Annotated in this window: 23 protein-coding genes; 7 read left to right on the top strand and 16 right to left on the bottom strand. The window is 57.5% G+C overall.

The genetic code is table 11. The features are described 5' to 3' along the window. Positions 1–10: 10 nt before the first annotated feature. Positions 11–1,930: a threonine--tRNA ligase gene (gene thrS, locus B9Z50_RS06475; RefSeq protein ID WP_108362851.1), complete on the bottom strand. Its 1,920-nt coding sequence runs from the start codon at positions 1,928–1,930 to the stop codon at positions 11–13. 258 nt (positions 1,931–2,188) lie between these two features. Between thrS and B9Z50_RS06470 the strand changes: the two genes are divergently transcribed. Continuing rightward, on the top strand, positions 2,189–4,423 hold the full coding sequence (locus tag B9Z50_RS06470; protein WP_108363625.1) for an NADP-dependent isocitrate dehydrogenase: 2,235 nt from the start codon (positions 2,189–2,191) through the stop codon (positions 4,421–4,423). Positions 4,424–4,699: 276 nt separating this feature from the next. Here the strand turns inward: B9Z50_RS06470 and aceA are convergent, their stop codons facing one another. Continuing rightward, positions 4,700–6,031 carry an isocitrate lyase gene (gene aceA, locus B9Z50_RS06465; RefSeq protein WP_090138925.1) on the bottom strand — a complete coding sequence of 444 codons (1,332 nt, stop codon included), beginning with the start codon at positions 6,029–6,031 and terminating at the stop codon, positions 4,700–4,702. A 330-nt stretch (positions 6,032–6,361) separates the two neighbouring features. Between aceA and B9Z50_RS18065 the strand changes: the two genes are divergently transcribed. Next, positions 6,362–6,487 (top strand): hypothetical protein, encoded by a 126-nt coding sequence (locus B9Z50_RS18065; RefSeq protein WP_255418356.1) that lies wholly within the window; start codon positions 6,362–6,364, stop codon positions 6,485–6,487. Between the two features lie 56 nt (positions 6,488–6,543). Beyond that, on the top strand, positions 6,544–6,948 hold the full coding sequence (locus B9Z50_RS06460; protein WP_108362850.1) for an SWIB/MDM2 domain-containing protein: 405 nt from the start codon (positions 6,544–6,546) through the stop codon (positions 6,946–6,948). A 125-nt stretch (positions 6,949–7,073) separates the two neighbouring features. Here B9Z50_RS06460 and B9Z50_RS06455 read toward each other — a convergent pair whose 3' ends face one another. After that, positions 7,074–8,774, bottom strand: a complete 1,701-nt coding sequence (locus B9Z50_RS06455) for a thiamine pyrophosphate-binding protein (protein ID WP_108362849.1) — start codon at positions 8,772–8,774, stop codon at positions 7,074–7,076. An 89-nt stretch (positions 8,775–8,863) separates the two neighbouring features. Further along, the gene (gene clpB / locus B9Z50_RS06450; protein ID WP_108362848.1) at positions 8,864–11,467 is read right to left on the bottom strand and encodes an ATP-dependent chaperone ClpB; all 2,604 of its coding nucleotides are present in this window, start codon (positions 11,465–11,467) and stop codon (positions 8,864–8,866) included. Between the two features lie 87 nt (positions 11,468–11,554). Between clpB and B9Z50_RS06445 the strand changes: the two genes are divergently transcribed. Next, on the top strand, positions 11,555–12,106 hold the full coding sequence (locus tag B9Z50_RS06445; RefSeq protein WP_108362847.1) for a hypothetical protein: 552 nt from the start codon (positions 11,555–11,557) through the stop codon (positions 12,104–12,106). A gap of 29 nt (positions 12,107–12,135) precedes the next feature. Here B9Z50_RS06445 and B9Z50_RS06440 read toward each other — a convergent pair whose 3' ends face one another. The 6 genes from B9Z50_RS06440 to B9Z50_RS06415 are packed head-to-tail and all read right to left on the bottom strand — an operon-like array spanning position 12,136 to position 18,200. After that, a complete protein-coding gene (locus B9Z50_RS06440; protein ID WP_108362846.1) occupies positions 12,136–12,624 on the bottom strand; it encodes a molybdenum cofactor biosynthesis protein MoaE in 489 nt (162 codons plus the stop codon). Positions 12,625–12,628: 4 nt separating this feature from the next. After that, positions 12,629–12,880: a molybdopterin converting factor subunit 1 gene (moaD, locus tag B9Z50_RS06435; protein WP_108362845.1), complete on the bottom strand. Its 252-nt coding sequence runs from the start codon at positions 12,878–12,880 to the stop codon at positions 12,629–12,631. Beyond that, complete coding sequence (glp, locus tag B9Z50_RS06430) at positions 12,877–14,133, bottom strand: gephyrin-like molybdotransferase Glp (RefSeq protein ID WP_108362844.1); 1,257 nt, start codon at positions 14,131–14,133, stop codon at positions 12,877–12,879. Before glp ends, moaD begins: the two co-directional genes overlap by 4 nt. A gap of 6 nt (positions 14,134–14,139) precedes the next feature. Next, positions 14,140–15,585, bottom strand: a complete 1,446-nt coding sequence (gene thrC, locus B9Z50_RS06425; RefSeq protein WP_108362843.1) for a threonine synthase — start codon at positions 15,583–15,585, stop codon at positions 14,140–14,142. Beyond that, positions 15,585–16,907, bottom strand: a complete 1,323-nt coding sequence (locus B9Z50_RS06420; protein ID WP_108362842.1) for a homoserine dehydrogenase — start codon at positions 16,905–16,907, stop codon at positions 15,585–15,587. Before B9Z50_RS06420 ends, thrC begins: the two co-directional genes overlap by 1 nt. 51 nt (positions 16,908–16,958) lie before the next feature. Further along, positions 16,959–18,200 carry a pyridoxal phosphate-dependent aminotransferase gene (locus B9Z50_RS06415; protein WP_108362841.1) on the bottom strand — a complete coding sequence of 414 codons (1,242 nt, stop codon included), beginning with the start codon at positions 18,198–18,200 and terminating at the stop codon, positions 16,959–16,961. Positions 18,201–18,322: 122 nt separating this feature from the next. On the opposite strand from B9Z50_RS06415, the gene B9Z50_RS06410 reads away from it, so the two are divergent. The 3 genes from B9Z50_RS06410 (at position 18,323) to B9Z50_RS06400 (ending at position 21,206) form a co-directional block, all read left to right on the top strand. Further along, positions 18,323–18,700, top strand: coding sequence for an Mth938-like domain-containing protein (locus tag B9Z50_RS06410; RefSeq protein ID WP_108362840.1), 378 nt, complete (start codon positions 18,323–18,325; stop codon positions 18,698–18,700). Between the two features lie 160 nt (positions 18,701–18,860). Continuing rightward, complete coding sequence (locus B9Z50_RS06405) at positions 18,861–19,346, top strand: peroxiredoxin (protein ID WP_108362839.1); 486 nt, start codon at positions 18,861–18,863, stop codon at positions 19,344–19,346. Positions 19,347–19,502: 156 nt separating this feature from the next. Then, positions 19,503–21,206, top strand: coding sequence for a PhoH family protein (locus B9Z50_RS06400; protein ID WP_108362838.1), 1,704 nt, complete (start codon positions 19,503–19,505; stop codon positions 21,204–21,206). Between the two features lie 17 nt (positions 21,207–21,223). Here B9Z50_RS06400 and dnaB read toward each other — a convergent pair whose 3' ends face one another. The 6 genes from dnaB to B9Z50_RS06370 form a co-directional block, all read right to left on the bottom strand. Continuing rightward, a complete protein-coding gene (gene dnaB / locus B9Z50_RS06395; RefSeq protein ID WP_108362837.1) occupies positions 21,224–22,642 on the bottom strand; it encodes a replicative DNA helicase in 1,419 nt (472 codons plus the stop codon). Positions 22,643–22,817: 175 nt separating this feature from the next. Further along, positions 22,818–23,270: a 50S ribosomal protein L9 gene (rplI, locus tag B9Z50_RS06390; protein ID WP_108362836.1), complete on the bottom strand. Its 453-nt coding sequence runs from the start codon at positions 23,268–23,270 to the stop codon at positions 22,818–22,820. An 11-nt stretch (positions 23,271–23,281) separates the two neighbouring features. Then, positions 23,282–23,563, bottom strand: a complete 282-nt coding sequence (rpsR, locus tag B9Z50_RS06385) for a 30S ribosomal protein S18 (RefSeq protein WP_019427495.1) — start codon at positions 23,561–23,563, stop codon at positions 23,282–23,284. Positions 23,564–23,577: 14 nt separating this feature from the next. Continuing rightward, positions 23,578–23,865 carry a primosomal replication protein N gene (gene priB / locus B9Z50_RS06380; protein WP_108362835.1) on the bottom strand — a complete coding sequence of 96 codons (288 nt, stop codon included), beginning with the start codon at positions 23,863–23,865 and terminating at the stop codon, positions 23,578–23,580. Positions 23,866–23,882: 17 nt separating this feature from the next. Then, positions 23,883–24,248 carry a 30S ribosomal protein S6 gene (gene rpsF, locus B9Z50_RS06375; RefSeq protein ID WP_108362834.1) on the bottom strand — a complete coding sequence of 122 codons (366 nt, stop codon included), beginning with the start codon at positions 24,246–24,248 and terminating at the stop codon, positions 23,883–23,885. Between the two features lie 95 nt (positions 24,249–24,343). Beyond that, positions 24,344–26,470 carry a VC_2705 family sodium/solute symporter gene (locus B9Z50_RS06370; RefSeq protein WP_199221681.1) on the bottom strand — a complete coding sequence of 709 codons (2,127 nt, stop codon included), beginning with the start codon at positions 26,468–26,470 and terminating at the stop codon, positions 24,344–24,346. Between the last annotated feature and the right edge of the window lie 30 nt (positions 26,471–26,500).

Below are 26,500 nucleotides of genomic sequence, written 5' to 3'. Positions count from 1 at the left end.
AAAAACACCTTCAGGCTTTAGAAGCGATGTCGGCAGCAATGAGTTCCATGAACGCATCGATCGACATCACACCGAGGTCTTTGTTGCCTCGGGCGCGCACTGCGACGGTACCTGCTGCCTTTTCTTTGTCACCTGCGACAAGGATGTAGGGCAGCTTTTGCAACGAATGCTCTCGTATTTTATACGTGATTTTCTCGTTACGCAGGTCCAAATCGACCCTAAGGCCTTGATTTGACACCGATTTTTGCAGTTTTGCAGCAATTTCGCGACAGTAATCGGACTGGGCATCGGTGATGTTGAGCACTGAAACCTGCAGGGGTGCGAGCCAAGTGGGCAAGGCACCCGCATGCTGCTCAACCAAAATACCGATGAAACGCTCCATACTGCCCACGATGGCACGGTGCAAGATGACGGGACGCTGGCGCGAGCCGTCTTCGGCCACGTACTCAGCATCCAGACGCTCGGACAGGTTGAAATCGACCTGGATCGTGCCACACTGCCATTCGCGACCAATGGCATCCTTGAGCGTGTACTCAATTTTGGGGCCGTAAAAAGCACCATCGCCTTCGGAAATGACGAAGTCGCAACCCGAGTGGCGCAGGCTGTCCATCAAGGCTTTTTCGGCCTTGTCCCACAGCTCATCAGAGCCAATGCGCGCGGCCGGACGGGTGGAGACCTTGTAGAGGATGTCGGTGAAACCGAAGTCGGCATACACCTTCTTGAGCACCTGCGTGAAAGTGTCGCACTCAGGCAGGATCTGGTCTTCGGTGCAGAAAATGTGGCCATCGTCTTGCGTGAAGCCTCTGACGCGCATGATGCCGTGCAAGCCACCCGAAGGCTCATTGCGGTGGCACTGACCGAATTCGCCGTAACGCAAAGGCAAATCGCGGTAGCTTTTCAAGCCCTGCTTGAAGATCAAGATATGACCCGGGCAATTCATTGGCTTCAAAGCGTAGTCACGCTTTTCGGACTCGGTGGTGAACATGTTGTCACGGTACTTGTCCCAGTGACCCGTTTTTTCCCAAAGTGTCTTGTCCAGCAACTGTGGACCCTTGACCTCTTGGTATCCACTGTCGCGGTAAACCTGGCGCATGTACTGCTCAACGGTTTGCCACACGGTCCAACCCTTGGGGTGCCAAAACACCAGGCCGGGCGCATGTTCGTCAATATGGAACAAGTCGAGTTCACGGCCGAGTTTGCGGTGATCGCGCTTTTCGGCCTCTTCCAAGCGGGTCAGGTACAGCTGCAAGTCTTCCTTGCTGGCCCAAGCGGTGCCATACACACGCTGGAGCATTTCGTTTTTGCTGTCACCGCGCCAGTAAGCACCCGCAACCTTCATGAGTTTGAAGTGCTTGAGCTTGCCCGTACTGGGCACGTGCGGGCCACGGCACAGGTCTTCAAAGTCACCTTCCCGGTACAAACTGACCTGCTCACCCGCTGGAATCGAGCCGATGATTTCTGCCTTGTAATGCTCACCCATGCCTTTGAAATGGGCCACGGCTTCGTCACGGGGCAGAACCCGGCGCAATACGGGCTCGTCCTTGGCAGCCAATTCCGTCATGCGCTTTTCGATCGTGACCAGGTCTTCTGGCGTGAAGGCGCGCGAGTACGAAAAGTCGTAATAAAACCCGTTGTCGATCACAGGGCCGATCGTGACTTGCGCCTCAGGGAAAAGACCCTTCACCGCATACGCCAGCAAGTGGGCCGTGGAGTGACGGATCAACTCCAGACCTTCAGGGTCTTTGGCCGTCACGATGGCCAATTGGGCGTTTGAGGAGATGGTGAAACTGGTGTCGACCAGTTGACCATTGACCTTGCCACCCAAGGCCGCCTTGGCCAAGCCGGCACCAATAGAAGAAGCCACTTCGGCCACCGTGACCGGGCCGGAAAATTCGCGCAATGAACCGTCGGGAAGCGTGATCTGAACCATGGATTTGAATGCAAAAGCGCGGTAATCGACCGCGCTGGATGATGGAATTGAAAAAGTTGCATCATTTTCCCACAATTGACATTAGGTTTGACCAAAGACGGACTGGCCTCAGGCATCAGGGGGCAGAACCCATGAACTGCTTGCCAAAACCGAGGCCATTTTTTCCTGTTTTACGAATGGTCGTCAGGCTCATGAGGGCGTGCTTGGTTTAAGATAGATGTTCCTTTTCATCTTGTAAAAACCTGTACCACGATGACCATGCCAGACGCCCGCTCCAAAATCATTTACACCCTCACGGATGAAGCCCCCCTGTTGGCCACGGCGGCATTTTTGCCTGTCATTCGCACCTTCACACAAGCCGCAGGCATTGAAGTCGAAACCAGCGACATTTCCGTGGCTGGCCGCATATTGGGTGAATTTCCCGATTTCTTGACGCCCGAGCAAAGGGTGCCGGACAACTTGACAATGCTGGGCAAGCTGACATTGAAGCCGCAAACCAACATCATCAAACTGCCCAACATCAGCGCCTCTGTGGGCCAGTTGACAGCGGCCATCAAAGAATTACAAGGCAAAGGCTACGCCTTGCCCGATTACCCCGACGCGCCCAAAAACGACGAAGAAAAAGCGATCAAAGCACGTTACTCCAAGTGCATCGGCTCGGCCGTGAACCCCGTGCTGCGGGAAGGCAACTCGGATCGCCGCGCTCCGCGCGCCGTGAAAGAGTTTGCGCGCAAAAATCCCCACAGCATGGCAGACTGGAGCCAGGCTTCTCGCTCGCACGTCTCGCACATGCATGCGGGCGACTTTTATCACGGAGAAAAGTCCATGACATTGGACCGCCCCCGTGACGTGAAGATGGAGCTGATCACCAAGAGCGGCAAAACCATCATCCTCAAGCCCAAAGTCTCTTTGCTCGACCGCGAAGTGATTGACAGCATGTTCATGAGCAAGAAAGCCTTGCTCGAGTTTTACGAAAAAGAAATCGAAGACGCGCACAAAACGGGTGTGATGTTCTCTTTGCACGTCAAAGCCACCATGATGAAGGTCTCGCACCCCATCGTTTTCGGCCACTGCGTGAAAATTTTCTACAAAGAAGCTTTCGAAAAACACGGTGCTTTGTTCAAGGAATTGGGCGTCAATGTGAACAACGGCATGGCCGATCTGTACGCCAAAATCTCCACCCTGCCCCAATCCAAGCAGGACGAAATCAAGCGCGACTTGCACGCTTGCCACGAAGGCCGCCCCGAGCTAGCCATGGTGGACTCGGCCAAGGGCATCACCAACTTCCACTCGCCCAATGACGTGATCGTGGACGCGTCCATGCCTGCCATGATCCGCAACGGCGGCAAGATGTGGGGGGCTGATGGCCGCTTGAAGGACGTGAAGGCCGTGATGCCCGAGTCGACCTTTGCGCGCATCTACATGGAGATGATCAACTTCTGCAAGTGGCATGGTGCGTTCGACCCCAAGACCATGGGCACCGTACCCAACGTCGGCCTGATGGCGCAGCAAGCTGAAGAGTACGGCTCGCACGACAAGACCTTCGAAATCCAAGAAGACGGCGTGGCCAACATCACCGACATCAACACCGGTGAAGTGCTGCTGAGCCAAGACGTGGAAGAAGGCGACATCTGGCGCATGTGCCAAGTCAAGGACGCCGCCATCCGCGACTGGGTCAAGCTGGCCGTCAACCGTGCGCGCAACTCCGGCATGCCTGTTGTGTTTTGGCTTGACCAGTACCGCCCTCACGAGGCGCAGTTAATCACCAAAGTGAAGATGTATCTGCACGAGCACAACACGGCTGGTCTGGAAATCCAGATCATGAGCCAGGTGCGTGCCATGCGTTACACCTTGGAGCGCGTGGTCCGCGGCCTGGACACCATCAGCGCAACCGGCAACATCCTGCGTGACTACTTGACCGACTTGTTCCCCATCATGGAACTGGGCACCTCGGCCAAGATGCTGTCCATCGTGCCCTTGATGGCCGGCGGTGGCATGTACGAAACCGGCGCGGGCGGCTCGGCCCCCAAACATGTTCAGCAACTGGTAGAAGAAAACCACCTGCGTTGGGATTCGTTGGGTGAATTCCTGGCCTTGGCCGTGTCTTTGGAAGACCTGGGCATCAAAACCAGCAACAACGCGTCGAAAATCTTGGCCAAAACCCTGGACGCTGCAACCGGCAAGTTACTGGACAACAACAAGAACCCTTCGCCCAAAACAGGTCAACTCGACAACCGTGGCAGCCAGTTTTATTTGGCCATGTACTGGGCGCAGGAACTGGCAGCGCAAACCGAAGATTTGGCGTTGCAAAGCAACTTCACCACATTGGCCCAAACCTTGACCGAACAGGAAAAGACCATCGTGGCCGAGCTCAATGCGGTGCAAGGTCAGCCTGTGGACATTGGCGGTTATTACTATCCGTCACCCGAAAAGCTCAAGGCCGTCATGTGCCCCAGCGAGACCTTCAACGCAGCCCTGGCGTCTGCTGCCTGAACTGACTGAGATCGCGCCATCCGCAAAAAAGCCATCCCTCGGGATGGCTTTTTTGTTCGCGGCATTGGATCTGAAACAAATCTCTACGCCGAGTCTGGATACACACCGGACAGGCCTGGGCGGCCCCACCGCACAACATGAAGTGCGCTGACGGGAGACGGAAAGTCCAGCCCAAACCGCCGAACACCAGATTGATCAAAAAACAAAAGCCACCCGAGCCCGCAGCATCGGATGGCTTTTGAAGGCCAGCGCCCTTTCAGGCGCCTATGCCAGAGATCAGTGGAACTGCTCTTCTTCGGTCGAACCGGTCAAGGCTTTCACGGAGGACGAGCCGCCCTGGATCACGGTGGTCACGTCGTCGAAGTAGCCTGCGCCGACTTCTTGCTGGTGCGACACGAAGGTATAGCCCTTGTCACGTGCTGCGAATTCAGGCTCTTGCACCATGTTGACGTAGTGCTTCATGCCTTCGCCGTTGGCGTATGCATTGGCGAACTGGAAGGTGTTGTACCAGTTGATGTGGATACCAGCCAAGGTGATGAACTGGTACTTGTAACCCAAGGCAGAGAGGTCTTCTTGGAAAGAAGCGATCTGGCTGTCGTTGAGGTTTTTCTTCCAGTTGAACGATGGCGAGCAGTTGTACGACAGCAGCTTGCCTGGGCATGCAGCGTGCACAGCCTGTGCGAATTCGCGGGCGAAGCCGATGTCTGGCACGCCGGTTTCGCACCACACCAAGTCGGCGTAAGGCGCATAGGCCACGCCGCGGCTGATGGCTTGCTCCAAACCGTTCTTGACGCGGTAGAAACCTTCTTGTGTGCGCTCGCCTGTCAAGAATGGCTTGTCGTTGGCGTCATGGTCAGAAGTGATCAAGTTGGCCGCTTCAGCATCGGTACGGGCCAACACGATGGTCGAGGTGCCCATGACGTCGGCTGCGAAACGGGCAGAGATCAATTTCTCGCACGCTTCTTGGGTAGGGACCAACACTTTGCCGCCCATGTGGCCGCACTTCTTCACAGCAGCCAATTGGTCTTCGAAGTGCACGCCAGCCGCGCCGGATGCAATCATGTTCTTCATCAATTCGAAGGCGTTCAACACGCCGCCGAAACCAGCTTCCGCGTCGGCCACAATGGGCAAGAAGTAGTCGATGAATTCTTTGTCGCCGGGGTTGATGCCGCGGCTCCACTGGATTTCGTCGGCGCGCTTGAACGTGTTGTTGATGCGGCGAACCATGGTGGGCACCGAGTCGTAGGCGTAGAGCGACTGGTCGGGGTACATGGTTTCGGACGTGTTGCCGTCAGCGGCGACTTGCCAGCCCGACAGGTACACGGCTTCCAAGCCGGCTTTGGCTTGTTGCATGGCTTGACCGGCAGAGATGGCGCCGAATGCGTTGACGTAGCCTTTCTTGGCGCCGCCGTTGACTTTCTCCCACAGCTTTTCTGCGCCGCGCTTGGCCAAGGTGTGCTCGATGGGCATGCTGCCGCGCAAACGCACGACATCGGCGGCGGAGTAGCCGCGCTTGACGCCCTTCCAACGGGGGTTGGTCGCCCAATCTTTTTCGAGGGCAGCGATTTGTTGTTCACGGCTGAGTTGTTGAGTGATGTCGGCTGGCATGGAAGACTCCTGTGGTCAAGTTGAAATCGGGCGACGAGAGCAGCGATTTCTGCTGTGTCGTTGTCAATATCTTAACTCTTATAGAAGACCTGCTTCATATCTTATGTCTTATACAAGACATATTTTTAATTGTTTAAAATCAATGGGTTAAGCTCGTAATTTTTCAATGTAAAAAATTTATCCATGATTCGAAAGAAAAGCTCAAGCTCGAAACTATAAAAATTTTGCAATATGAAAAAACAAAACAATCTATGAAATACACCAGCAAGCTCGAGCGACAACCCAAGCTGACCCAAGCAACATGCCTTTGATGAACCCACTAGACGCCAAATGAACCTGATGAAAGTTGGCAAGAACAAGAAAAGCCCAACAACAAGGGCAAATCAGCAACAAGATGGCGTGAAAAATGATTTTTCTGCTTGGAAAGTGCCACTTTCTACATTAGCATCCCAATAGCTGTAAACACACCGTTTCTCAGCGGCGAACCCACTTCCGACCAAAGGAATTTCATCATGGCAACTGCGAAAAAAACCCCGGCCAAAAAAGCTGCAGCTCCCGCTAAAAAAGCAGCACCGGCAACCAAGACTGCACCCGCCAAAAAAGCGGCTGCACCGGCTAAAAAGGTGGCTGCCAAAGCACCCGCCAAAAAGGCCGCTCCTGCAACCAAACGCACCCCCAACCCCGCCTTCATGAAGGCACTGACCCCCAGTGCCGCCTTGGCTGCCGTGGTGGGAGCCACACCTCTGCCACGCACTGAGGTGGTGAGCAAGATGTGGGTCTACATCAAGAAGCACAAGCTGCAAGACAGCGTGAACCGCCGCGCCATCAATGCCGACGACAAACTCAAGGCCGTGTTTGGCAAGGCACAAGTGACCATGTTCGAAATGGCCGGCTTGATCGGCAAGCACCTGACGTAATTCAGTCGCGCTGCCCATTGGCATCCATAAAAAAACCCGCCTCGGCGGGTTTTTTTTTGGATCAAGCCCAAGCCACGTGATGGCTTGGGATCACCTGGGCAGAGGCAGGCGTCAAACGCCTGCGTTCAAGTCGTCTCTTGCCGGGCCAAAGCGGCCTGGGTGATGGCGCTAAGCGTTCCGCGGGTGGTGATCACCTCCGGATCCAACATGACTTCAATGAGCGTGCCTTGAGGACGCGCCAGAGCCTCCAGCAGGGCTGACTCAAAGGCTTGTGTTTGCTCAATGCGCACGCCCACGTAACCATAAGCCGTAGCCAAAGCGGCAAAGTCAGGGTTTTGCAGTTTCGAGCCCGTGACATGGTCCGGGTATTCGCGCTCTTGGTGCATGCGGATGGTGCCGTACATGCCGTTGTTGAGCAGCACGATGATGCTTTTTCCGCCATGCTGCACCGCTGTGGCCAGCTCCTGACCGTTCATCAAGAAATCACCGTCCCCGGCGATGGTGAAGGCCAAGCGCCCAGTCAGCAAGTTCGCGGCAATGCCCGCAGGCACGCCATAACCCATGGCGCCTACAGTAGGAGCCAGCTGGGTTTTGTGGCCTTTGACCAAGCCATGGTGCTTGTAAAAACGGTGCATCCAGCTCGCAAAGTTTCCCGCACCATTGGTCAGCACGGCATCCGCTGGCAAATGCTTTTGCAGCGTGGCCACGATGGCCGGCATGTCGATGTCGCCGGGTAAGACCTGGGGTTTGAGGTTGTTCAGATAGTCATTGTGCGCGGCCTGCGTCCAATCGGCCCAAAGCAGTTCGGTGGGCGCACTCAAAACCTCCAGGCTGCGGGCGGCCGCGTTCATGGTGGCGTGGATGGCCAAATCAGCTTGGTAAACACGGTTGAGCTCCTCGGCGCTGGCATGGATGTGCACCAGCTTTTGACGGGTTTTGGGCGCTTGCAGCAAGGTGAAGCCCCCGGTGGTCATTTCACCCAGGCGAGGGCCGATGGCCACAATCAGGTCGGCATCGCGCACGCGCTGGGCCAATGCTGGGCCAATCCCGATGCCCACATCCCCGGCATACAAAGGGTGGTGGTTGTCGAACGTGTCCTGAAAACGAAACGCATTGGTTACCGGCAGCTGCCAGTTTTCGGCAAAGCGTTGCAAAGCTTGGGCCGCTTGGGGCGTCCAGCCGCCGCCACCCGCAATCACCAAGGGTTTTTGTGCGGCCAAGAGCATGTCTCGCAGCGTGCGCAAGGCACCCGGGTCGCTCCAGGCCTGAACCGGCTCCACACGACCGAGGGACTGGGCCTTGACGGGGCGGGTCAGCATGTCTTCGGGCAAGACCAAGACCACAGGGCCTGGTCGACCGTTCATGGCCGTCGCAAAAGCGCGGGCCACATACTCGGGTAAGCGTTCCGGATCGTCCACGCGCTCGACGCGTTTGGCCATGCCTTTGGTGGATGGACCAAAAAAGTGGGTGTAGTCCATTTCCTGAAAGGCTTCGCGATCGCGGGTGTCGCTGGCAACGTCACCCACAAACAGGACCATGGGTGTGGAATCCTGGAACGCCGTGTGCACACCGATCGATGCATTGGTGGCACCCGGGCCGCGCGTGACGAAACAAATGCCAGGACGGCCAGTGAGCTTGCCTTGGGCCTCGGCCATGAAGGCCGCCCCACCCTCTTGTCGGCAGGTCACAAAAGTGAGTTGATCGCGGTAAAGGTGAAAGCCGTCCAGCACCGCCAGGTAGCTTTCACCGGGTACGCCGAAAGCATGGGTAACGCCTTGGGCCAAGAGGCATTCAACGAGCAGGTGGCCAGCGATTTTTGATGTCATGGCCGCATTGTGCCCAAGCCACTGACCCGCCTGTGTCACCACCGTGCAGATCACCGCTCATGCAGCAGTGACCCGCTCGGCGCTGGCACTCAAGCCTGTTCGATCACCTGAAAACCGAACACTCCGGGCCGTTGCACCGGGTCCACGCTGACCTGCACCGTGCTCTTGGGCGGAAAACGACCTTCCAAGAGTAGCTTCGACAAAGGGTTTTCCAAACGTTGCTGGATGGCGCGCTTGAGCGGACGCGCACCAAACACCGGATCAAAGCCCACCTTGGCCAACTCGGACAAGGCTGCCGGGCTGACTTCCAGTTTCAGGTCCATGCGGGCCAAGCGGGCTTGCAGCACCTGCAACTGGATTTGCGCGATGGACGCGATGTGCTGGGCATCCAAGCCATGGAAAACCACCGTCTCATCGATGCGGTTCAAGAACTCGGGACGGAAGTGGGTCTTGAGTTCATCCCAGACCGCGTCCTTGATGTCTTCGGCGGGCTGGCCCACCATGGACTGGATCAGGTGCGACCCCAAGTTGGAAGTCATGACGATCACGGTGTTTTTGAAGTCCACCGTGCGGCCCTGCCCATCGGTTAGGCGGCCATCGTCAAGCACCTGCAGCAAGATGTTGAACACATCAGGGTGCGCTTTTTCCACCTCGTCGAGCAGCAGCACGCTGTAGGGTTTGCGCCGCACGGCCTCGGTCAGGTAACCGCCCTCCTCGTATCCCACATAGCCAGGCGGCGCACCGATCAGCCGAGCCACCGAGTGTTTTTCCATGAACTCGCTCATGTCCATGCGGATCAGGTGGTCTTCGCTGTCAAACAAAAAGCCAGCCAGCGCCTTGCAAAGCTCGGTTTTGCCCACGCCTGTGGGGCCCAAAAAGAGGAACGAGCCCGTCGGCCGGTTCGGATCGGACAGGCCCGAGCGAGAACGGCGAATGGCATTGGCCACCGCCGCAATGGCTTCGTCTTGGCCCACCACACGCTGGTGCAGTTTGTCCTCCATCTGAAGCAGTTTTTCGCGCTCGCCCTGCATCATCTTGGACACCGGAATGCCTGTGGCGCGAGAGACCACCTCGGCAATTTCCTCCGCCCCCACTTGGGTGCGCAGCAATCGGTGAACCGGTTTTTCTCCGGGGGCGGCTTCCTTGGCCTGCACCTCCTTGAGGATTTTTTCAAGCGCAGGCAGCTTGCCGTACTGCAACTCGGCCACCTTGTTGAAATCGCCCTTGCGGGTCAGCTCCTCGATTTGCTGCTTGAGTTGGTCGATTTGCTCGCGCACCTGCTGGCCACCTTGGGCTTGAGACTTTTCAGCCCGCCAAATTTCCTCCAGATCAGCCGACTCTTTTTTCAGTTTGTCGATCTCTTCCTCAATCAAAGCAAAGCGTTTTTGAGAAGCCTCATCGTGCTCCTTGCGCACCGCTTCACGCTCGATCTGCAATTGGATGAGACGGCGGTCGAGCTTGTCCATCACCTCGGGCTTGGAGTCGATCTCGATCTTGATCTTGGCCGCCGCCTCGTCGATCAGATCAATGGCTTTGTCGGGCAAGAAACGATCGGTGATGTAGCGGTGGCTGAGCTCGGCCGCCGCCACAATGGCCGGATCGGTGATGTCCACGCCGTGGTGGATTTCGTATTTTTCCTGGAGACCACGCAAGATGGCAATGGTGGCCTCGACCGTGGGTTCGTTGACCAGAATTTTCTGGAAACGGCGCTCCAAAGCCGCGTCTTTTTCGATGTATTTGCGGTACTCGTCCAGCGTGGTCGCGCCCACGCAATGGAGTTCACCTCGGGCCAGTGCGGGCTTGAGCATGTTGCCCGCATCCATTGCGCCTTCGGCCTTGCCCGCACCCACCATGGTGTGCAACTCGTCAATGAACACGATGGTCTGGCCTTCGTCTTTGGCCAATTCACTGAGCACAGTTTTCAGGCGCTCTTCAAACTCGCCACGGAACTTGGCCCCGGCGAGCAAAGCGGCCATGTCGAGCGACAGCACCCGCTTGCCCTTGAGCGAATCAGGCACCTCACCCGCCACAATGCGCTGGGCCAAACCCTCGACAATCGCGGTCTTGCCCACGCCGGGCTCCCCGATCAGCACCGGGTTGTTTTTGGTGCGGCGCTGCAAGACCTGGATGGCACGGCGAATCTCGTCGTCACGGCCAATCACCGGGTCCAGCTTGCCGATGCGGGCACGCTCGGTCAGGTCAATGCAATACTTTTTGAGCGCTTCACGCTGGCCCTCTGCTTCGGCGCTGTTCACGTTTTGTCCACCACGAACAGCTTCAATGGCGGTCTCCAAATTTTTGCGGTTGAGCCCATGTTCCTTGGCGATCCGCCCCGCCTCGGATTTGCTCTCGGTCAGTGCCAGCAAAAACAATTCACCAGCCAAGAAGGCGTCGCCGCGTTTGATGGCTTCTTTCTCTGCTGCCTGCAAGAGCTTGACCAGGTCCGGCCCCACCGTCACCTGGTCTTGTCCGGTGACCTGGGGCAAGCGCGAGACGGCCGCTTCCGCAGCCTGAAGCAAAGCAGGCACTTGCACGCCTGCGCGCAGCAAAATGGCTTTGGGACCATCGTCTTGCTTGAGCATGGTGACCAACAGATGCTGGGGTTCGATGTAAGCATGGTCTTTGCCGAGGGCCAACGACTGGGCGTCCGACAAGGCTTCCTGAAATTTGGTGGTGAGTTTGTCAATTCGCATGTGTGTTTCTCCAATGCTTGGCAACTTGTGCTGAAAGTGACATTTTCAAGTGCCTGTCCAGGGCTCACTATTGCCTAAAATCAAAGCATGAACATTCACCAACTGTCTGTGAACCACGATGAGCGTCAAGATCGCTTGTTGCTGCGCCTGAACACCCAGGACTTGCAGGAGTTTCGTTTCTGGCTGACGAGGCGCATGTCACTGCGTTTGGTACCAGCCATCGAACAATCGGCCGCTCGTTTGGAGGCGGCGCAACCCGGTATGGCCGCGATCGATGCGCCATCGCAGCAAATGCTGAGTGAACTCAAGCGCGATGCATTCTTGAAAAAAGCCGACTTTGCCACCCCTTTTGAAAACCGCGCTGCGCAATTGCCCCTGGGCGCTGAGCCCATGCTCATCACCGATGCCCATTTGACGATCAAGCCAGGGGGCGCTTTGGAAATTGCTTTTGAGGACAAATCCGACCCGGGCCAAGCCCGCGCTTGCAAGTTGCACCTGCAAGTCAGCCTGGTACACGGTATGGTGCACCTGATCCAGCAAGCCATCGAAAAAGCCGAATGGGGTGCATTGAGCAGCGCCGTCAAAGTGTCCGAGACAGGCCCTTTGACACCATCCGAGCCGCCCCGCTACGCCCACTGAGCATGGCTTGGCCTCTAAGGGGTCAAGACTTAGCCGTTTTTGGCCTCAATTCCCCAGCGCGCCAAAGCCGCGTCATCGGATACGCGAGCGTCCACCCAATGTGAGCCTTGTGGGGTTTGCTCTTTTTTCCAAAACGGTGCTTGGGTTTTGAGGTAGTCCATCAAAAATTCACACGCCTTGAAGCTCTCACCCCGGTGAGCCGAGGTCACGGCCACCAGCACGATCTGGTCTGCTGGCAATAAGCGCCCCACGCGGTGAACCACACGCGCCGCGTAAAAGTCAAATCGCTGATGCGCTTCGTCGATCATGGCTTCGATGGATTTTTCGGTCATGCCCGGATAGTGCTCCAGCTCCATGGCCTGCACCTCATCGCTCGCTTGACCGGTCAGCGCATGGGTGTCGCGTACCGTGCCCACAAAGCTGCACACTGCCCCAACGCGTAAATCCTGCCCCTGAAGGGCGGCCAACTCGGTGGACACGTCAAAATCATTCGTTTGGATGCTGACTCGGGGCGTCATGGCTTCAACCTCCGGTCACGGGTGGGAAAAAGCCGACTTCGCAGCCCTCGGTCAAGGCGGCGTTGCCCTGCACCATGACCTGGTTCAAAGCCATGCGCACTGGACGTTCTGGCGCAAGACAAGCGCGGTAGTGCTCGCCCCGGGCCATCAATTCGGTGCGCAAAGCGGCTACATCGGCCGTCTGGGTGTCCACGGTCTCATGCGACAAGCCAATGCTTTCACGCAATGAGGCGAAATAGCGAACTTGCACTTTCATGCCAAGCACTCCGAAAAAGGCCAAAAATTAACCAATTGCCCAGGCTCAATCGTCTGCCCACCGGGTTTGTCCACCACACCATCGGCCCAAACCACCGAGGTCAACACCCCCGAGCTTTGGTTGGGAAACAGGTCCAGCCCACCTTGCGCATTGCGGCGCACGCGCAAGAATTCACGGCGCTTGTCGGCCTTGGGCCACGCAAAATGCGCAGGCAAGCGTTGGGTGTGGGGCGCGGATGCGCACATGCCTTGCATCTGTCGCAGCAAGGGCCTGACCAGGAGCAAAAAGGTCATGAAACTGGACACCGGGTTGCCCGGCAAGCCCACAAAGTGGGCCACGCCCTCAGCGGTCTGCCGCCGCACCTGGCCGTAGGCGAAGGGCTTGCCCGGCTTCATGGCGATTTGCCACAGGTTCAACTCGCCCAAAGACTGGACCGCCGGTTTGACGTGGTCTTCTTCGCCCACCGACACGCCGCCGCTGGTCAGAATCAGGTCGTGGTGATCGGCCGCGGTTTTGAGCGCGGCCACGGTGGCTTCGCGCCTGTCGGGCACGATGCCGAGGTCACTCACCTCACAACCCATGCGGTGCAACAAGGTGCGCAGGAAAAAGCGGTTGGAGTTGTAAATGCTGCCCGGGGGCATGTCCTGCGGGGCCACATCGCCGGGCATGACCAGTTCGTCGCCCGTCGAAAACAAGGCTACACGGGGGCGGCGCAAAACTGGCAGATGTGCCAGGCCCAGGCTCGCAGCCAAGCCCAGCTCGGCAGGCCCCAGCTTTTGGCCGCGTTGCAGCGCCGTCTGACCCTGGCGGATGTCTTCGCCGCTGCGGCGAATCCACTGGCCTGGCTCGGGTACCACCGAAAAGCGCACGACATCGGATTCGTCAGGCACGGGCTCGGCCTGCTCCTGCATGACGATGGCGTCCGCACCTTCGGGCACGGGGGCTCCGGTGAAGATGCGGGCGGTTTCCCCGGCTTGCAAGGGTTGCCCGGTGTGTCCGGCTGCGATGCGCTGGCTCACACGCAGCGTGACCCCGGGCTGCAACAAATCGGCGCGGCGCACCGCGTAGCCGTCCATCGAGGAATTGTCAAAGGCTGGCACCTGCAAGGCGGACACCAGGTCCTCGGCCAGAACTCGGCCATCGGCATCAAAGGTCGCTACCAACTCAGCGTCGGTCAAGGGGGTGATGCGCGCGAGCAGCGCCTGAAGCGCGTCGTCCAAGGACATCAAAGGGGCGCGTGGGGCGGTGCTCATGGGCGCTCAGTCGCAATGCTGCTGGATGTAGGCCTTGACCAAGCCCACATCGGCTTTCATGACCTGCACGCGCTTGGGCAAAGCTTCGATGCCTTCAAACTGCGCTGGGCGCTCAGGCTGGCGACCCAAAGCCTCCACGATGGTGGCCGCGAACTTGATGGGCAGAGCCGTTTCCAGCACGATCATGGGCACCTGCGGGTTCAGATGCGCTTTGGCCACTTTGACACCGTCTGCGGTGTGGGTGTCGATCATTACGCCATAAGTGGCGAACACTTGTTGAATGGTCTTTAAGCGGTCAGCATGGGTGCTGCGGCCGCTGTCAAAACCGTACGTGGTGGCGGCTTGGGCAAAGCGTGGGTCGGCCGACAAATCGAAGAAGCCTTGGCGGCTCAAACCTTCGCCAAAAATGGCTTTGGTTTGGGCGGCATCGCGCTCCAGCAGGTCAAACACAAAACGTTCGAAGTTGCTGGCCTTGGAGATGTCCATCGAGGGGCTGGACGTTTCGTGCGTGTCGGCCGTACCGCGCACGCGGTAAATGCCGGTACGGAAAAACTCGTCAAGCACATCGTTTTCGTTGGTGGCCACAACCAGGCGGTCGATCGGCAAGCCCATCATGCGGGCCACATGGCCTGCGCAGACGTTGCCAAAGTTGCCGCTCGGCACTGTGAAGCTGACTTTTTGGTCGTTGCTCTGAGTGGCCTGAAAGTAACCCGCAAAGTAATAAACCACCTGGGCGAGCAAACGCGCCCAGTTGATGGAGTTCACCGTGCCAATTTTGTATTGGCGCTTGAAATCCAGATCGTTGGAGACCGCCTTGACGATGTCTTGGCAGTCGTCGAACACGCCTTCGATGGCGATGTTGTGGATGTTCTCGTCGAGCAGACTGAACATCTGCGCCTGCTGGAACGGGCTCATGCGGCCATTCGGGCTGGTCATGAAAACTCGAACACCCTTTTTGCCCCGCATGGCGTATTCGGCCGCGCTGCCCGTGTCACCCGAGGTGGCGCCAAAAATATTCAGCGCTTCGCCGCGCCGCGCCAACTCGTACTCAAACAAATTGCCCAGCAACTGCATGGCCATGTCCTTGAAGGCCAAAGTCGGGCCGTTGGACAAGGCTTCGAGGTACATCTCGGGCTGTGCTTGACCCGCAGCTTGCAAGGGCTTGAGCGGCACGATTTCTTTCGTGCCGAACACTTCGTGCGTGTAGGTCTTGCGGCACAGGGCCAACAAGTCATCCCTTGGAATGTCGTCGATGTAGAGCGACAACACCTCAAAAGCCAATGCCGCGTAGCCTTGGCTTTGCCAAACTTCGCGCAAACGGGTCAATGCGGCTGCGTCGATCTGCGGGTAGCTTTCAGGCAGGTACAAGCCGCCATCAGGAGCCAGGCCCTCCAACAGAATTTCACAAAATTTTTTGCGGTCAGCATGGCCGCGGGTCGACAGGTAACGCATCAGTTCAACTCTTCCTTGCGAATACGCACGATGGGGGCCATCACGGTGGGCAAGGCCTGCATTTGGGCCAACACATCGTTCAAGGTGCCTTCGCGGGTGTCGTGGGTCAAAATGATCACGTCGGTCTGGTTTTCACCCGCTTGGCTCACCTGATCGGCCTCTCGCTGCAAAACCGCGTCGATGCTGATGCCAGCATCGGCCAGCAAACCGGTCAGCTTAGCCAACACGCCCGCTTGGTCGGCCACGCGCAAACGCAGGTAATAGCTCGTCACGACTTCGGACATGGGCAACACGGTCAAGTTGCTCATAGACCCTGGCTGGAATGCCAGATGTGGCACGCGGTTGAGCGGGTCTGCAGTGTGCAAACGGGTGATGTCCACCAAATCGGCGATCACCGCGCTGGCGGTGGGCTCGGAACCTGCACCCTTGCCGTAATACAAGGTGGTGCCGACAGCATCGCCTTGCACCATCACGGCGTTCATGGCGCCTTCCACATTGGCGATCAAGCGCTGAGTTGGCACCAGGCTGGGGTGAACACGCAACTCGATGCCTTGTGCGGTGCGCTTGGTGATGCCGAGCAGCTTGATGCGGTAGCCCAGTTGCTCGGCATATTTGATGTCGGCCGCGCCCAACTTGGTGATGCCCTCGACATAAGCCTTGTCAAACTGCACCGGAATGCCAAAAGCGATCGCGCTCATCAAGGTCACTTTGTGTGCCGCGTCCACGCCCTCAATGTCAAAAGTCGGATCGGCTTCGGCATAACCCAATCGCTGAGCTTCCTTGAGCACATCGCCAAAGTCCAAACCCTTGTCGCGCATCTCGGACAAGATGAAGTTGGTGGTGCCGTTGATGATGCCCGCCACCCACTGGATGCTGTTGGCCGTCAGGCCCTCGCGCAGCGCCTTGATGATCGGGATGCCACCTGCCACTGCCGCTTCAAAAGCCACCATCACGCCTTTGGCCTGTGCCGCAGCAAAGATCTCGGTGCCGTGCACCGCCAGCAAAGCCTTGTTGGCCGTGACCACATGCTTGCCTGCGGCAATGGCTTCCATCACCAGTGCTTTGGCAATGCCGTAGCCGCCGATCAATTCGATCACGATGTCAATCTCAGGGTTGGCAATCACTGCACGGGCATCGGCCACCACCTGAACGCCCTCGCCCACCACCGCCTGGGCACGCGCCACATCAAGATCGGCCACCATCGCGATTTCAATGCCACGGCCGGCACGGCGCTGGATTTCTTCCTGATTGCGCTGAAGCACGTTGAAGGTGCCACTGCCCACAGTCCCAATGCCCAACAGGCCCACTTTGATCGGTTTCATTCAGTTCTCTTTAACGTTGCGCCCGGCCATACCGGGCTTTTCTAGAAAAAATCAGGCGACGAGCTCGTCGGTGCCAAAGCGCTTTCGGGCGTTTTCCAGGAACCGCGCCACGCGGCCAATGGCTTCACGCAAGTCGTCTTCATGGGGCAAAAACACGATGCGAAAATGGTCGGCATCGGGCCAATTGAAGCCCGTGCCCTGAACCAGCATGACCTTGGTTTCTTCGAGCAGTTGCAAGAAAAAGTCCTGGTCATCCTGCACCGGGTAAATCTTCGGATCGAGTTTGGGGAACATGTACAAAGCCGCACGGGGCTTTACGCAGCTGACACCCGGAATGGCCGTGATCAGTTGGTGCGCCAAGTCACGCTGCTTGCGCAGGCGGCCGCCCTCGCCCACCAATTCATTGATGCTTTGGTGGCCACCCAAAGCCGTCTGAATGGCCCATTGGCCCGGCACGTTGGCACACAAACGCATGTTCGAGAGCATGTTCAAGCCCTCGATGTAATCGCGGGCCACCTTCTTGTCCCCCGAAATCACCATCCAGCCAGCACGGTATCCGCAAGATCGGTAGCTTTTGGACAGTGAGTTGAAGGTCAATGTCAAAACGTCTTGCGACAAACTGGCCAAAGGGGTGTGCTTGACGCCGTCGTACAAAACCTTGTCGTACACCTCATCGGCAAAGATCACCAAACCATGTTCACGGGCAATGGCCACGATGCCCTTGAGCAGTTCGTCGGCATACAAAGCACCCGTCGGGTTGTTGGGGTTGATCACCACAATACCCTTGGTGCGCGGTGTGACTTTGGCGCAGATGTCGTTCAAATCGGGCATCCAACCATTGGCTTCATCGCACAGGTAATGCACGGGGGTGCCGCCCGACAAACTGGCCGCTGCCGTCCACAGTGGGTAATCGGGTGAAGGCAAGAGCAACTCATCACCATCGTCGAGCAAACCGTTGGTGGCCATGACGATCAATTCGCTGGCGCCATTGCCCAGGTAAATGTCGTCCAGCGTGACCCCCAAAATGCCCTGCTTTTGGGTCTCGTGCATCACAGCTTTACGTGCGGCAAAAATCCCTTTGCTGTCCGAATATCCCGCCGAATTCGGCAGGTTGCGGATCATGTCCTGCTGAATCTCTTCGGGTGCATCAAAGCCAAAAACCGCCAAGTTGCCGATGTTCAGTTTGATGATTTTGTGGCCGTCTTCTTCCATCTGACGCGCTCGGTCCATGATGGGTCCGCGAATGTCATAACAAACGTTAGCGAGCTTGGCAGATTTCTGAATGGTCTTCAAAGTGCCTCCAAAGGCTGTATGGATAAGGGAAAACCTATAATTTGACCACATTTTGTGCGCCCCTCTGGCGCAGTTTTCAGAGCTTGGTCTCTAATTGCGCTTGTCTCCACTTTGAATGCCTCATGAAACTCCAGCCCGACAAATCCAATGCACCGACCATCAATGCTTACGACCGGGTTTGGATCGAGGTCAATGGCGTGCGGCATGCACAGTCCCTGTCGGTGAGCAGCCTGCCCGATGTGCCCCCTGCACCTTGGGCCACTAACCATTTCGAAGCCCTGAGTGCCAATGACTTCAGCCCATGGGCCCAAAGCGGGGCCGAGCTCATCTTGTTCGGCAGCGGACAAAAACTGCGGTTTGCCAAGCCCCAATGGCTGCAGGACCTGATCGCCCGCGGCGTTGGGGTAGAAACCATGGACACCGCTGCGGCATGCCGCACCTACAACATTCTGGCTAGTGAAGGCCGCAAAGTGGTCGCCCTGCTTTTGATCGAGTCCTAAAGCATGCATTCTTGTGGGGTGATTTTTCAACACCACCCCCGAGAATATGCCCAACGCTGTTCAGAGTAAAATAGCAGATTGTCGAGGCCTACGGCCTTTAGCGAAACTGACACCAGTCATTGGTGGCACCCGCTCAACCAGTCAAGCGAGATAAAGTTCCATGGCGATCGTTCTGAACAAACCCCTCCCCGAATTTGAAGCCAACGCCACCAGCGGTCTGAAAGTTTCGAACATCTCCCACGTTGGTCAAACCGTCATTTTGTTTTTTTACCCCAAAGACAACACCCCCGGCTGCACCACCGAAGCCATGCAGTTTCGCGACAAATACAAGGATTTTGTCAAAGCCGGTGCCTTGGTCTTGGGTGTGTCGCGCGACAACATGAAATCGCACGATGATTTCAAAGCCAAGCTGGAGCTGCCTTTTGAGTTGATCGCCGACACCGAAGAAAAAATGTGCCACATGTTTGGTGTGGTCAAAAACAAAATCATGTACGGCAAAAAAGTCAAAGGTATTGAGCGCAGCACCTTCCTGATCGGGCCAGATGGCACCCTCAAACAAGAGTGGCGCGGCTTGAAAGTGCCGGGCCATGTCGAAGAAGTGCTCCAAGCAGTCAAAGATCTGAAAAAAGCCACTGCTGTGGCTTGAAGCGCCATGTCCGTGCTGTCACATGGCTCATGCATAATGATTTCATGACGCGTCAACGCAGCTCCGCATTACTCCCTACTTCAAGCCGCCCGGGTCTCCTGGCGGCTTTTTGTTTTCTGGCGTCCGACTTTTTCAAACACCCGAAGGCCTTCGCACATGCCATTGCCACCCGCCCCCACCCATCGCGCCAGCCGCTTGACCCACAAAGCCTTTGAGACCAGCGACACACCCAGCGATTCACCCGTGATGGTGCAGGTCGAAACAAAACGGCGCTTGATCAGCGAAGCCCCCGAGACCAGCACGGCCAAACGCCCTGCCCGTTCACGCAAGAGCGACGCCAGACCTTTGGCCCCCACACCCCCTCAGGCTACACAGCCCACGCCAGACGTCATAGACACAGCCACACCATCATCCGAGCCAGCCCATCGAGTGAGCAAACCAACACCCGCGCGAAGCAAGCGGCGCAGCGGCCCCAGCAAACTTTTTGTGCTCGACACCAACGTGTTGATGCACGACCCGATGAGTCTGTTCCGTTTTGAGGAACACGATGTCTTTTTGCCGATGATCGTGCTGGAAGAGCTCGATGGGCACAAAAAAGGCATGACCGAGGTCGCCCGCAATGCACGTCAGGCCAGCCGATCACTGGACGCCCTGGCCTCGGCACAAGGTGCAGATTTGGGCAAAGGCTCACCCCTGAACACAACCGGTCACACCGATGCGATGGGGCAATTGTTTTTCCAGACCCAGGCGCTCGATTTGAGCCTGCCCTTGGCACTGCCACAGGGCAAGGCCGACAACCAGATCTTGGGCGTGGTCAAGGCACTGGGCCAATTGCATGCGCCGCGTGATGTGGTGCTGGTCTCCAAAGACATCAACATGCGCGTCAAGGCCCGTGCGCTGGGGCTGCAAGCTGAGGATTACCAAAACGACAAGACGCTCGAAGACGGCGACCTGCTGTACCCGGGCTCCATGGCTTTGCCCCCTGACTTCTGGCTCAAAAATGGCAAAACAGTCGAAAGCTGGCAGCAAGGCACCCACACCTTCTACCGCATCAGTGGCCCCATCGTGCCCAGCCTGTTCATGAACCAGTTTGTGTTTTTCGAGGCCCCCGGAGAACCCAGCCTGTATGCGCGCGTGACCGAAATCCGTGGCAAAACAGCTGTGTTGCGCACACTCAAGGACTTCAACCACCAAAAGAATTCGGTATGGGGCGTCACCACGCGCAACCGCGAACAAAACTTCGCGATGAACCTGCTGACCGATCCGGACGTAGACTTTGTGACGCTCGCGGGCACCGCAGGCACGGGTAAAACCCTGATGGCCTTGGCCGCTGGCCTGACACAGGTGCTGGACGACCGCCGCTACACCGAAATCATCATGACCCGTGCCACCGTGAGCGTGGGCGAAGACATCGGCTTTTTACCCGGAACCGAAGAAGAAAAAATGGGCCCTTGGATGGGCGCGCTGGACGACAACTTGGAGTTTTTGGCCAAGGGTGACGGGGGCAATGCTGGTGAATGGGGCCGTGCCGCCACCAACGAGTTGATCAAGAGCCGCGTCAAGATCAAGAGCATGAACTTCATGCGCGGTCGCACTTTCATGAACAAGTACGTGATCATCGACGAAGCGCAAAACCTGACGCCTAAGCAGATGAAAACCTTGATCACACGGGCTGGGCCCGGCACCAAGATCATTTGTATGGGCAACCTGGCCCAGATCGACACGCCCTACCTCACCGAGGGCTCGTCAGGTTTGACTTATGCGGTCGATCGCTTCAAGGGCTGGGCACACGGGGGGCACATCACGCTGGCGCGGGGTGAGCGATCGCGCCTGGCCGACTTTGCCAGCGAAACGCTTTAAAACCCCGTCTTCGGACCTCAGTAATCGTCACTGAGGCCTGAAGCCAGGCTTTCAAAACGGGTCAGGTTCTTCAGGAAGGTGAGCCGAACCGTGCCTGTTGGGCCGTTACGCTGCTTGCCGATGATGATTTCGGCCACACCGGGATCTTTCGAATCCTTGTTGTAGTAATCGTCTCGGTAGATGAACATGATGATGTCGGCATCCTGCTCAATGGCGCCGGACTCTCGCAAGTCGCTCATCATGGGTCGTTTGTCGGTGCGCTGCTCGACGCTTCGGTTGAGCTGAGACAGGGCAATGACCGGACACTGCAGCTCTTTGGCCAGCATTTTCAAGCCCCGCGATATCTCGCCCAACTCGGTGGCGCGGTTGTCACCGCCGGAGCCACCCGAGCCACTCATCAGCTGCAAATAGTCCACCACAATCAAGCCCAGCTTGCCGCACTGGCGGGCCAAACGCCGGGCATTGGCCCGCAATTCGGAAGGTGTGAGCCCAGGCGTTTCATCGATGTGCAAGGATACGGTGCGCAGTTTTTCAATGGCTTCGGTCAGGCGGGGCCACTCATCGTCACTGAGCTTGCCCGTGCGCAAATGGCCCTGGTCGATTCGGCCGATCGAGCCGACCACACGCACCGCCAACTGCGATGCGCCCATTTCCATGGAGAACACCGCCACCGGCAAACCTTCGTTCAAGGCCACATGCTCGGCGATGTTGATGGCAAAAGCCGTTTTGCCCATAGAAGGACGCGCCGCCAGCACCACCATGTCACCCGGCTGGAGGCCAGACGTCATGCGGTCCAGGTCATAAAAGCCCGTGGGCACACCTGTGATGTCATTGGGGTTGTCGGCCATCTCCTGCACGCGGTCGAGCAACTCCACCACCAGGGTGTCCATGGACTGAAAGCCCTGCTTCATGCGCGAGCCTTCTTCACCGATGTTGAAGATTTTTTGCTCGGCCTCGTCCAGGATGCGGTCAATCGCCTTGCCTTGGGGGTTGAAGGCGTTGGTCGCGATCTCGTCGCTGGCAGACACCAGTTTGCGCAGAATCGAGCGTTCACGCACGATCTCGGCATAACGGCGGATGTTGCTGGCGCTGGGCACGTACTGCGCCAGGGAATTGAGGTAGCCTAAGCCGCCCATTTCCTCGGCCTTGCCCTGGTTCTGCAACTGCTCGTTCACCGTGATGACATCGGCCGGCTTGGAAGCATTGATCAGCGCCCCGATGGCCGCATAAATCAGCTTGTGTTCGTGCCGGTAAAAGTCGTTGTCAACCAACAAGTCACCCACGCGATCCCAGGCGCCGTTGTCCAGCAACAGTCCACCCAGCACACTGGACTCGGCTTCAATCGAATGCGGCGGCACGCGCAGTTTGGCCACTTGGCTGTCGCCAGAAAGGTCAGAAGGAAAGGTGTTCAAGGAAGGTGCAAAAACGGCGGACATGGGTGTAAGGCCTCAAAAGACCATGGTAGTCGCAAAAATGCGGCAGGCTTGGGATAAAGCTGTGGATAAGCTCTGTACATCCGGTGTTCTGCCCTGTAAAAGTCAGAACTTGTGAGCCCCAAAGAAAAAAGCCGCCCAGCACAAGGCCAGGCGGCTTTTCAGAACGCTGTGGATATCAGGCTGTTTCGCCGTAAACCGTCACGGTCACGTCAACCACCACATCGGTGTGCAATGCCACCGACACGGTGGAGTCACTCACCACCTTGATCGGGCCATGAGGCATACGGATCTGGGACTTGACCAGTTTGTAGCCTTGCTTGTTCAGCTCATCGGCGATGTCATTGTTGGTCACAGAACCAAACAAACGGCCATCAACACCAGCTTTTTGCGACAACTTGACTACCGTACCGGACAGCTTTTCGCCTTGGGCTTGGGCTTCGGCCAATTTGGCAGCAGCGGCTTTTTCCAGTTCGACGCGGCGCGCTTCGAACTCGGCCTTGTTGGCTTCGGTCGCACGGCGTGCACGGCCTTGAGGGATCAGGAAGTTGCGAGCGTAGCCGTCTTTGACTTTGACGATATCGCCCAGATTACCCAGGTTCACAACCTTTTCGAGCAGGATGATTTGCATGGTTGGACTCCTTAGACTTTGTGCTGGTCGGTGTAGGGCAACATGGCCAAAAAGCGTGCGCGCTTGATGGCGGTGTTGAGCTGGCGCTGGAAGATGGCACGGGTGCCAGTCAAGCGTGCGGGGATGATCTTGCCGTTTTCGGCGATGAAGTCACGCAATGTGTCCACATCTTTGTAGTCGATTTCTTCGACACCGGTCACGGTGAAGCGGCAAAAACGCTTGCGCTTGAAGAGCAGTGACTGGGTGTTGCGCTTGGGGCGCTTGTCTTTGTTGAATTTTTTGAACGTGGCCATGGGGCCTCCTGAAATTAATCTTGCTGAAATTCTTGAACGTGCAACACGACACTTTTACCTTGTCGAGGGGTGGCCAAAAAGCCCTGAAACGTCCAAACACTACCTACCGCTTGCTTGGCCAGTCTTTCGGCCAATGACCCGATGGCCAAGGCACGAAGCTTCAACTGGATTTTGCGCATTTGCCCTGCCTCTTCTACTTCAGAGGCATGCTCCAGAATCAAATCGAGAGCAGGCAAACCAGCGGGGGTGTATCGCAAAGCGGCTTGCTCAGCAATACAGGCAGTCAGTTCGGTTCGGTTCACTCCTCAACAGGCACGTGTCAAGCGGCGAATTCGGCTTGTTGGGACTTGCGGGCTTCTTCGCGCTCGACTTGCTTCATCATGGATGAAGGACCTGTGTCGGCTTTTTTCTTCAACACTGTCAAGTGGCGCAGCACGGCGTCGTTGAACTTGAAAGCGTGCTCGAGTTCAGCCATAACAGCTTGATCGGCTTCGATGTTCACGCACAGGTAGTGGGCTTTGCCCAGCTTGTTGATCTGGTACGCCAGTTGACGGCGACCCCAGTCTTCCACACGGTGAATGCTGCCGCCGCCGGCAGTGATCATGCCTTTGTAGCGCTCCAGCATGGCCGGCACTTGTTCGGACTGATCGGGGTGGATCAGCAAAATGATTTCGTAATGACGCATTGAGACTCCTTGAGGTTAACCCAAATGGTTGGAATAGCTGCCCCCAGCGTCTGACGGGGTGCAGCAAGGCGAAGCCTCAGATTATAGCCTGAACATCACAGCCCTGGATAGCTGTTGGTTGGGTCGGACTGATGTGTCCGTGAAGGCGAGTTTTGGCCGTGCAGGCGCTGCGGGATCAGCCAGGTGGCCAGCACCATGACTGCGAATCCCGCAGGAACCCCAAACACGCCTGCAGACAAGGGCTGGATGCCCCACCACAAGCCGCCATAGGGGTCCAACTCCCAAAAGTGGCGGAAGCCGGGGGCATTGACCACCATGTAAAAAATGGTCACGCCCAAGCCCGACAGCATGCCCAGCACCACCGCAGGGCGATGCACCCGCTGCCAAGCCATACCCAACACCATGCCCGGAAAGAAAGCCGAGGCAGCCAGCGAAAAAGAGGCCGAAACCAGGGCCAGGATTTCTGCAGGCTTGAAAGCGGCCACAAGCGCTGCCAGCATGGCCACAGCCAGCAAGGCAAACTTGGACAGGATGACCCGCCCTTCAGAAGACTTGGGGCCATTGACGCCATTGGGTCGCATATCGCGGACCAGAGCATTGCTGATGGTCAACAGCAAACCATCGGCCGTCGACAACGCGGCAGCCAGTCCACCGGCAGCCACCAGACCCGACACCACGAAGGGCATTCCGCCCAATTCGGGCGTGGCCAACATGATCATGTCCGCCCCCAGTTTGAGCTCGCCCAATTGCAAAATACCGTCGCTGTTGACATCCGAAAACTCCAGCAATGCCGAATCTAGCCTGGCCCACTGCGCCATCCAGCTGGGCAAGTCGGCAAAACTGCTGCCCACCAAGGTGTTGAGCACCTCGAACTTCACCAGCACCGCCAATGCAGGCACGCTCAGGTAAATCAGGCCAATAAAAAACAAGGACCAGGCCACGGAGCTGCGTGTTTCGGCCACCGAGGGCGAGGTATAAAAACGGGTCAACAAATGCGGCAAACCTGCCGTGCCAATCATCAGGCAAAACACCAACGCCAGAAAATTCAGGCGCGACTCGCTGAACAGTTTTTCCCTTGCCAGCCCACCGTCGGGCTCTCCGGTGAAAGCCTGGGTGTGCGGTGGCATGCCGCCCAATGGCCGCGCACGCTCCAGGTTGTCGTGCATGGCGCGGGTCCACAACTCGCGCGCCGAAGAAGCTTCCTGCGGCACAGCCAGCAGCTCACGGCGCACTTGGGCAATGGCTGCAAAGTCGGCCCCTTGCGCTTTGAGCAAGCGGATTTTTTCTTCCAACTCCTGGCGAAGATCGACCATGGCCGCGTCCACATCCTGCAAACGCGAAGCGTAAATTTTGGCCCTTTGTGCGTATTCGCGGCGAACTTCCAGCTCGGCCGGATCGTCCATCAAGCGCTTTTCGATGCTGGCAATGGCCGACAACTGAGCGCCGTAGGCCAATGGTGCGACAGGGTTGCCCAATTGTTTGTAAGCCAGCCAGGACACCGGGATGAGAAAGGCCAGCAGCAGCATGATGTACTGCGCCACCTGGGTCCAGGTGATGGCGCGCATCCCGCCCAAAAACGAGCACAGCAAAACACCGCCCAAGCCCAACAAGATGCCGATTTCAAACTGTACGCCGGTCAGACGTGAAGCGATCAGGCCAATGCCATAAATTTGGGCAACCACATAAGTGAACGAACACAGCACCGAAGCCAGCGCCGCAATCACCCGCGGCCAACGACCGCCGTAGCGCTGATCGAAGTAATCGGGCAAGGTGTACAGCCGCATGGCACGTAAGTGCGGCGCAATCAACAAAGCTACCAGACAGAAACCGCCAGTCCAGCCCATCACATAGGCCAAGCCACCAGGCTGGTTGCCGCTGCCAGAAAAGCCTTGAAGGTACAGGGCGCCCGCCAGACTGATGAACGAGGCCGCGCTCATCCAGTCTGCCGCCGTGGCCATGCCGTTGTACATGGCCGGAATGCGCCGGCCAGCCACGTAATACTCGTCCTCGTCCGTGGTTCTCGCCGCAATCCCGATCAACGCGTAGATCATGACCGTGCTGAACAAAAAAATCGGCCCGATCAGATTGCGGGACAGACCTGTGCGTTCGGCCCAAGCCATGGCCCCGATCAAGCCCAGCAGAAAGACCACATAAATCAGGACGTTGCGGTGCAGTCGCCAGCGGTAAGCCGAAGACATGGCAACGTCCATGGGTTTGCTCATCGGCTGGTCCTGATCGTGGGCAGGGGCGTG

This window comes from Limnohabitans sp. Bal53 (assembly GCF_003063355.1).
GTDB lineage: Bacteria > Pseudomonadota > Gammaproteobacteria > Burkholderiales > Burkholderiaceae_C > Limnohabitans_A.
This window is presented reverse-complemented; position numbering and strand designations above follow the sequence as displayed.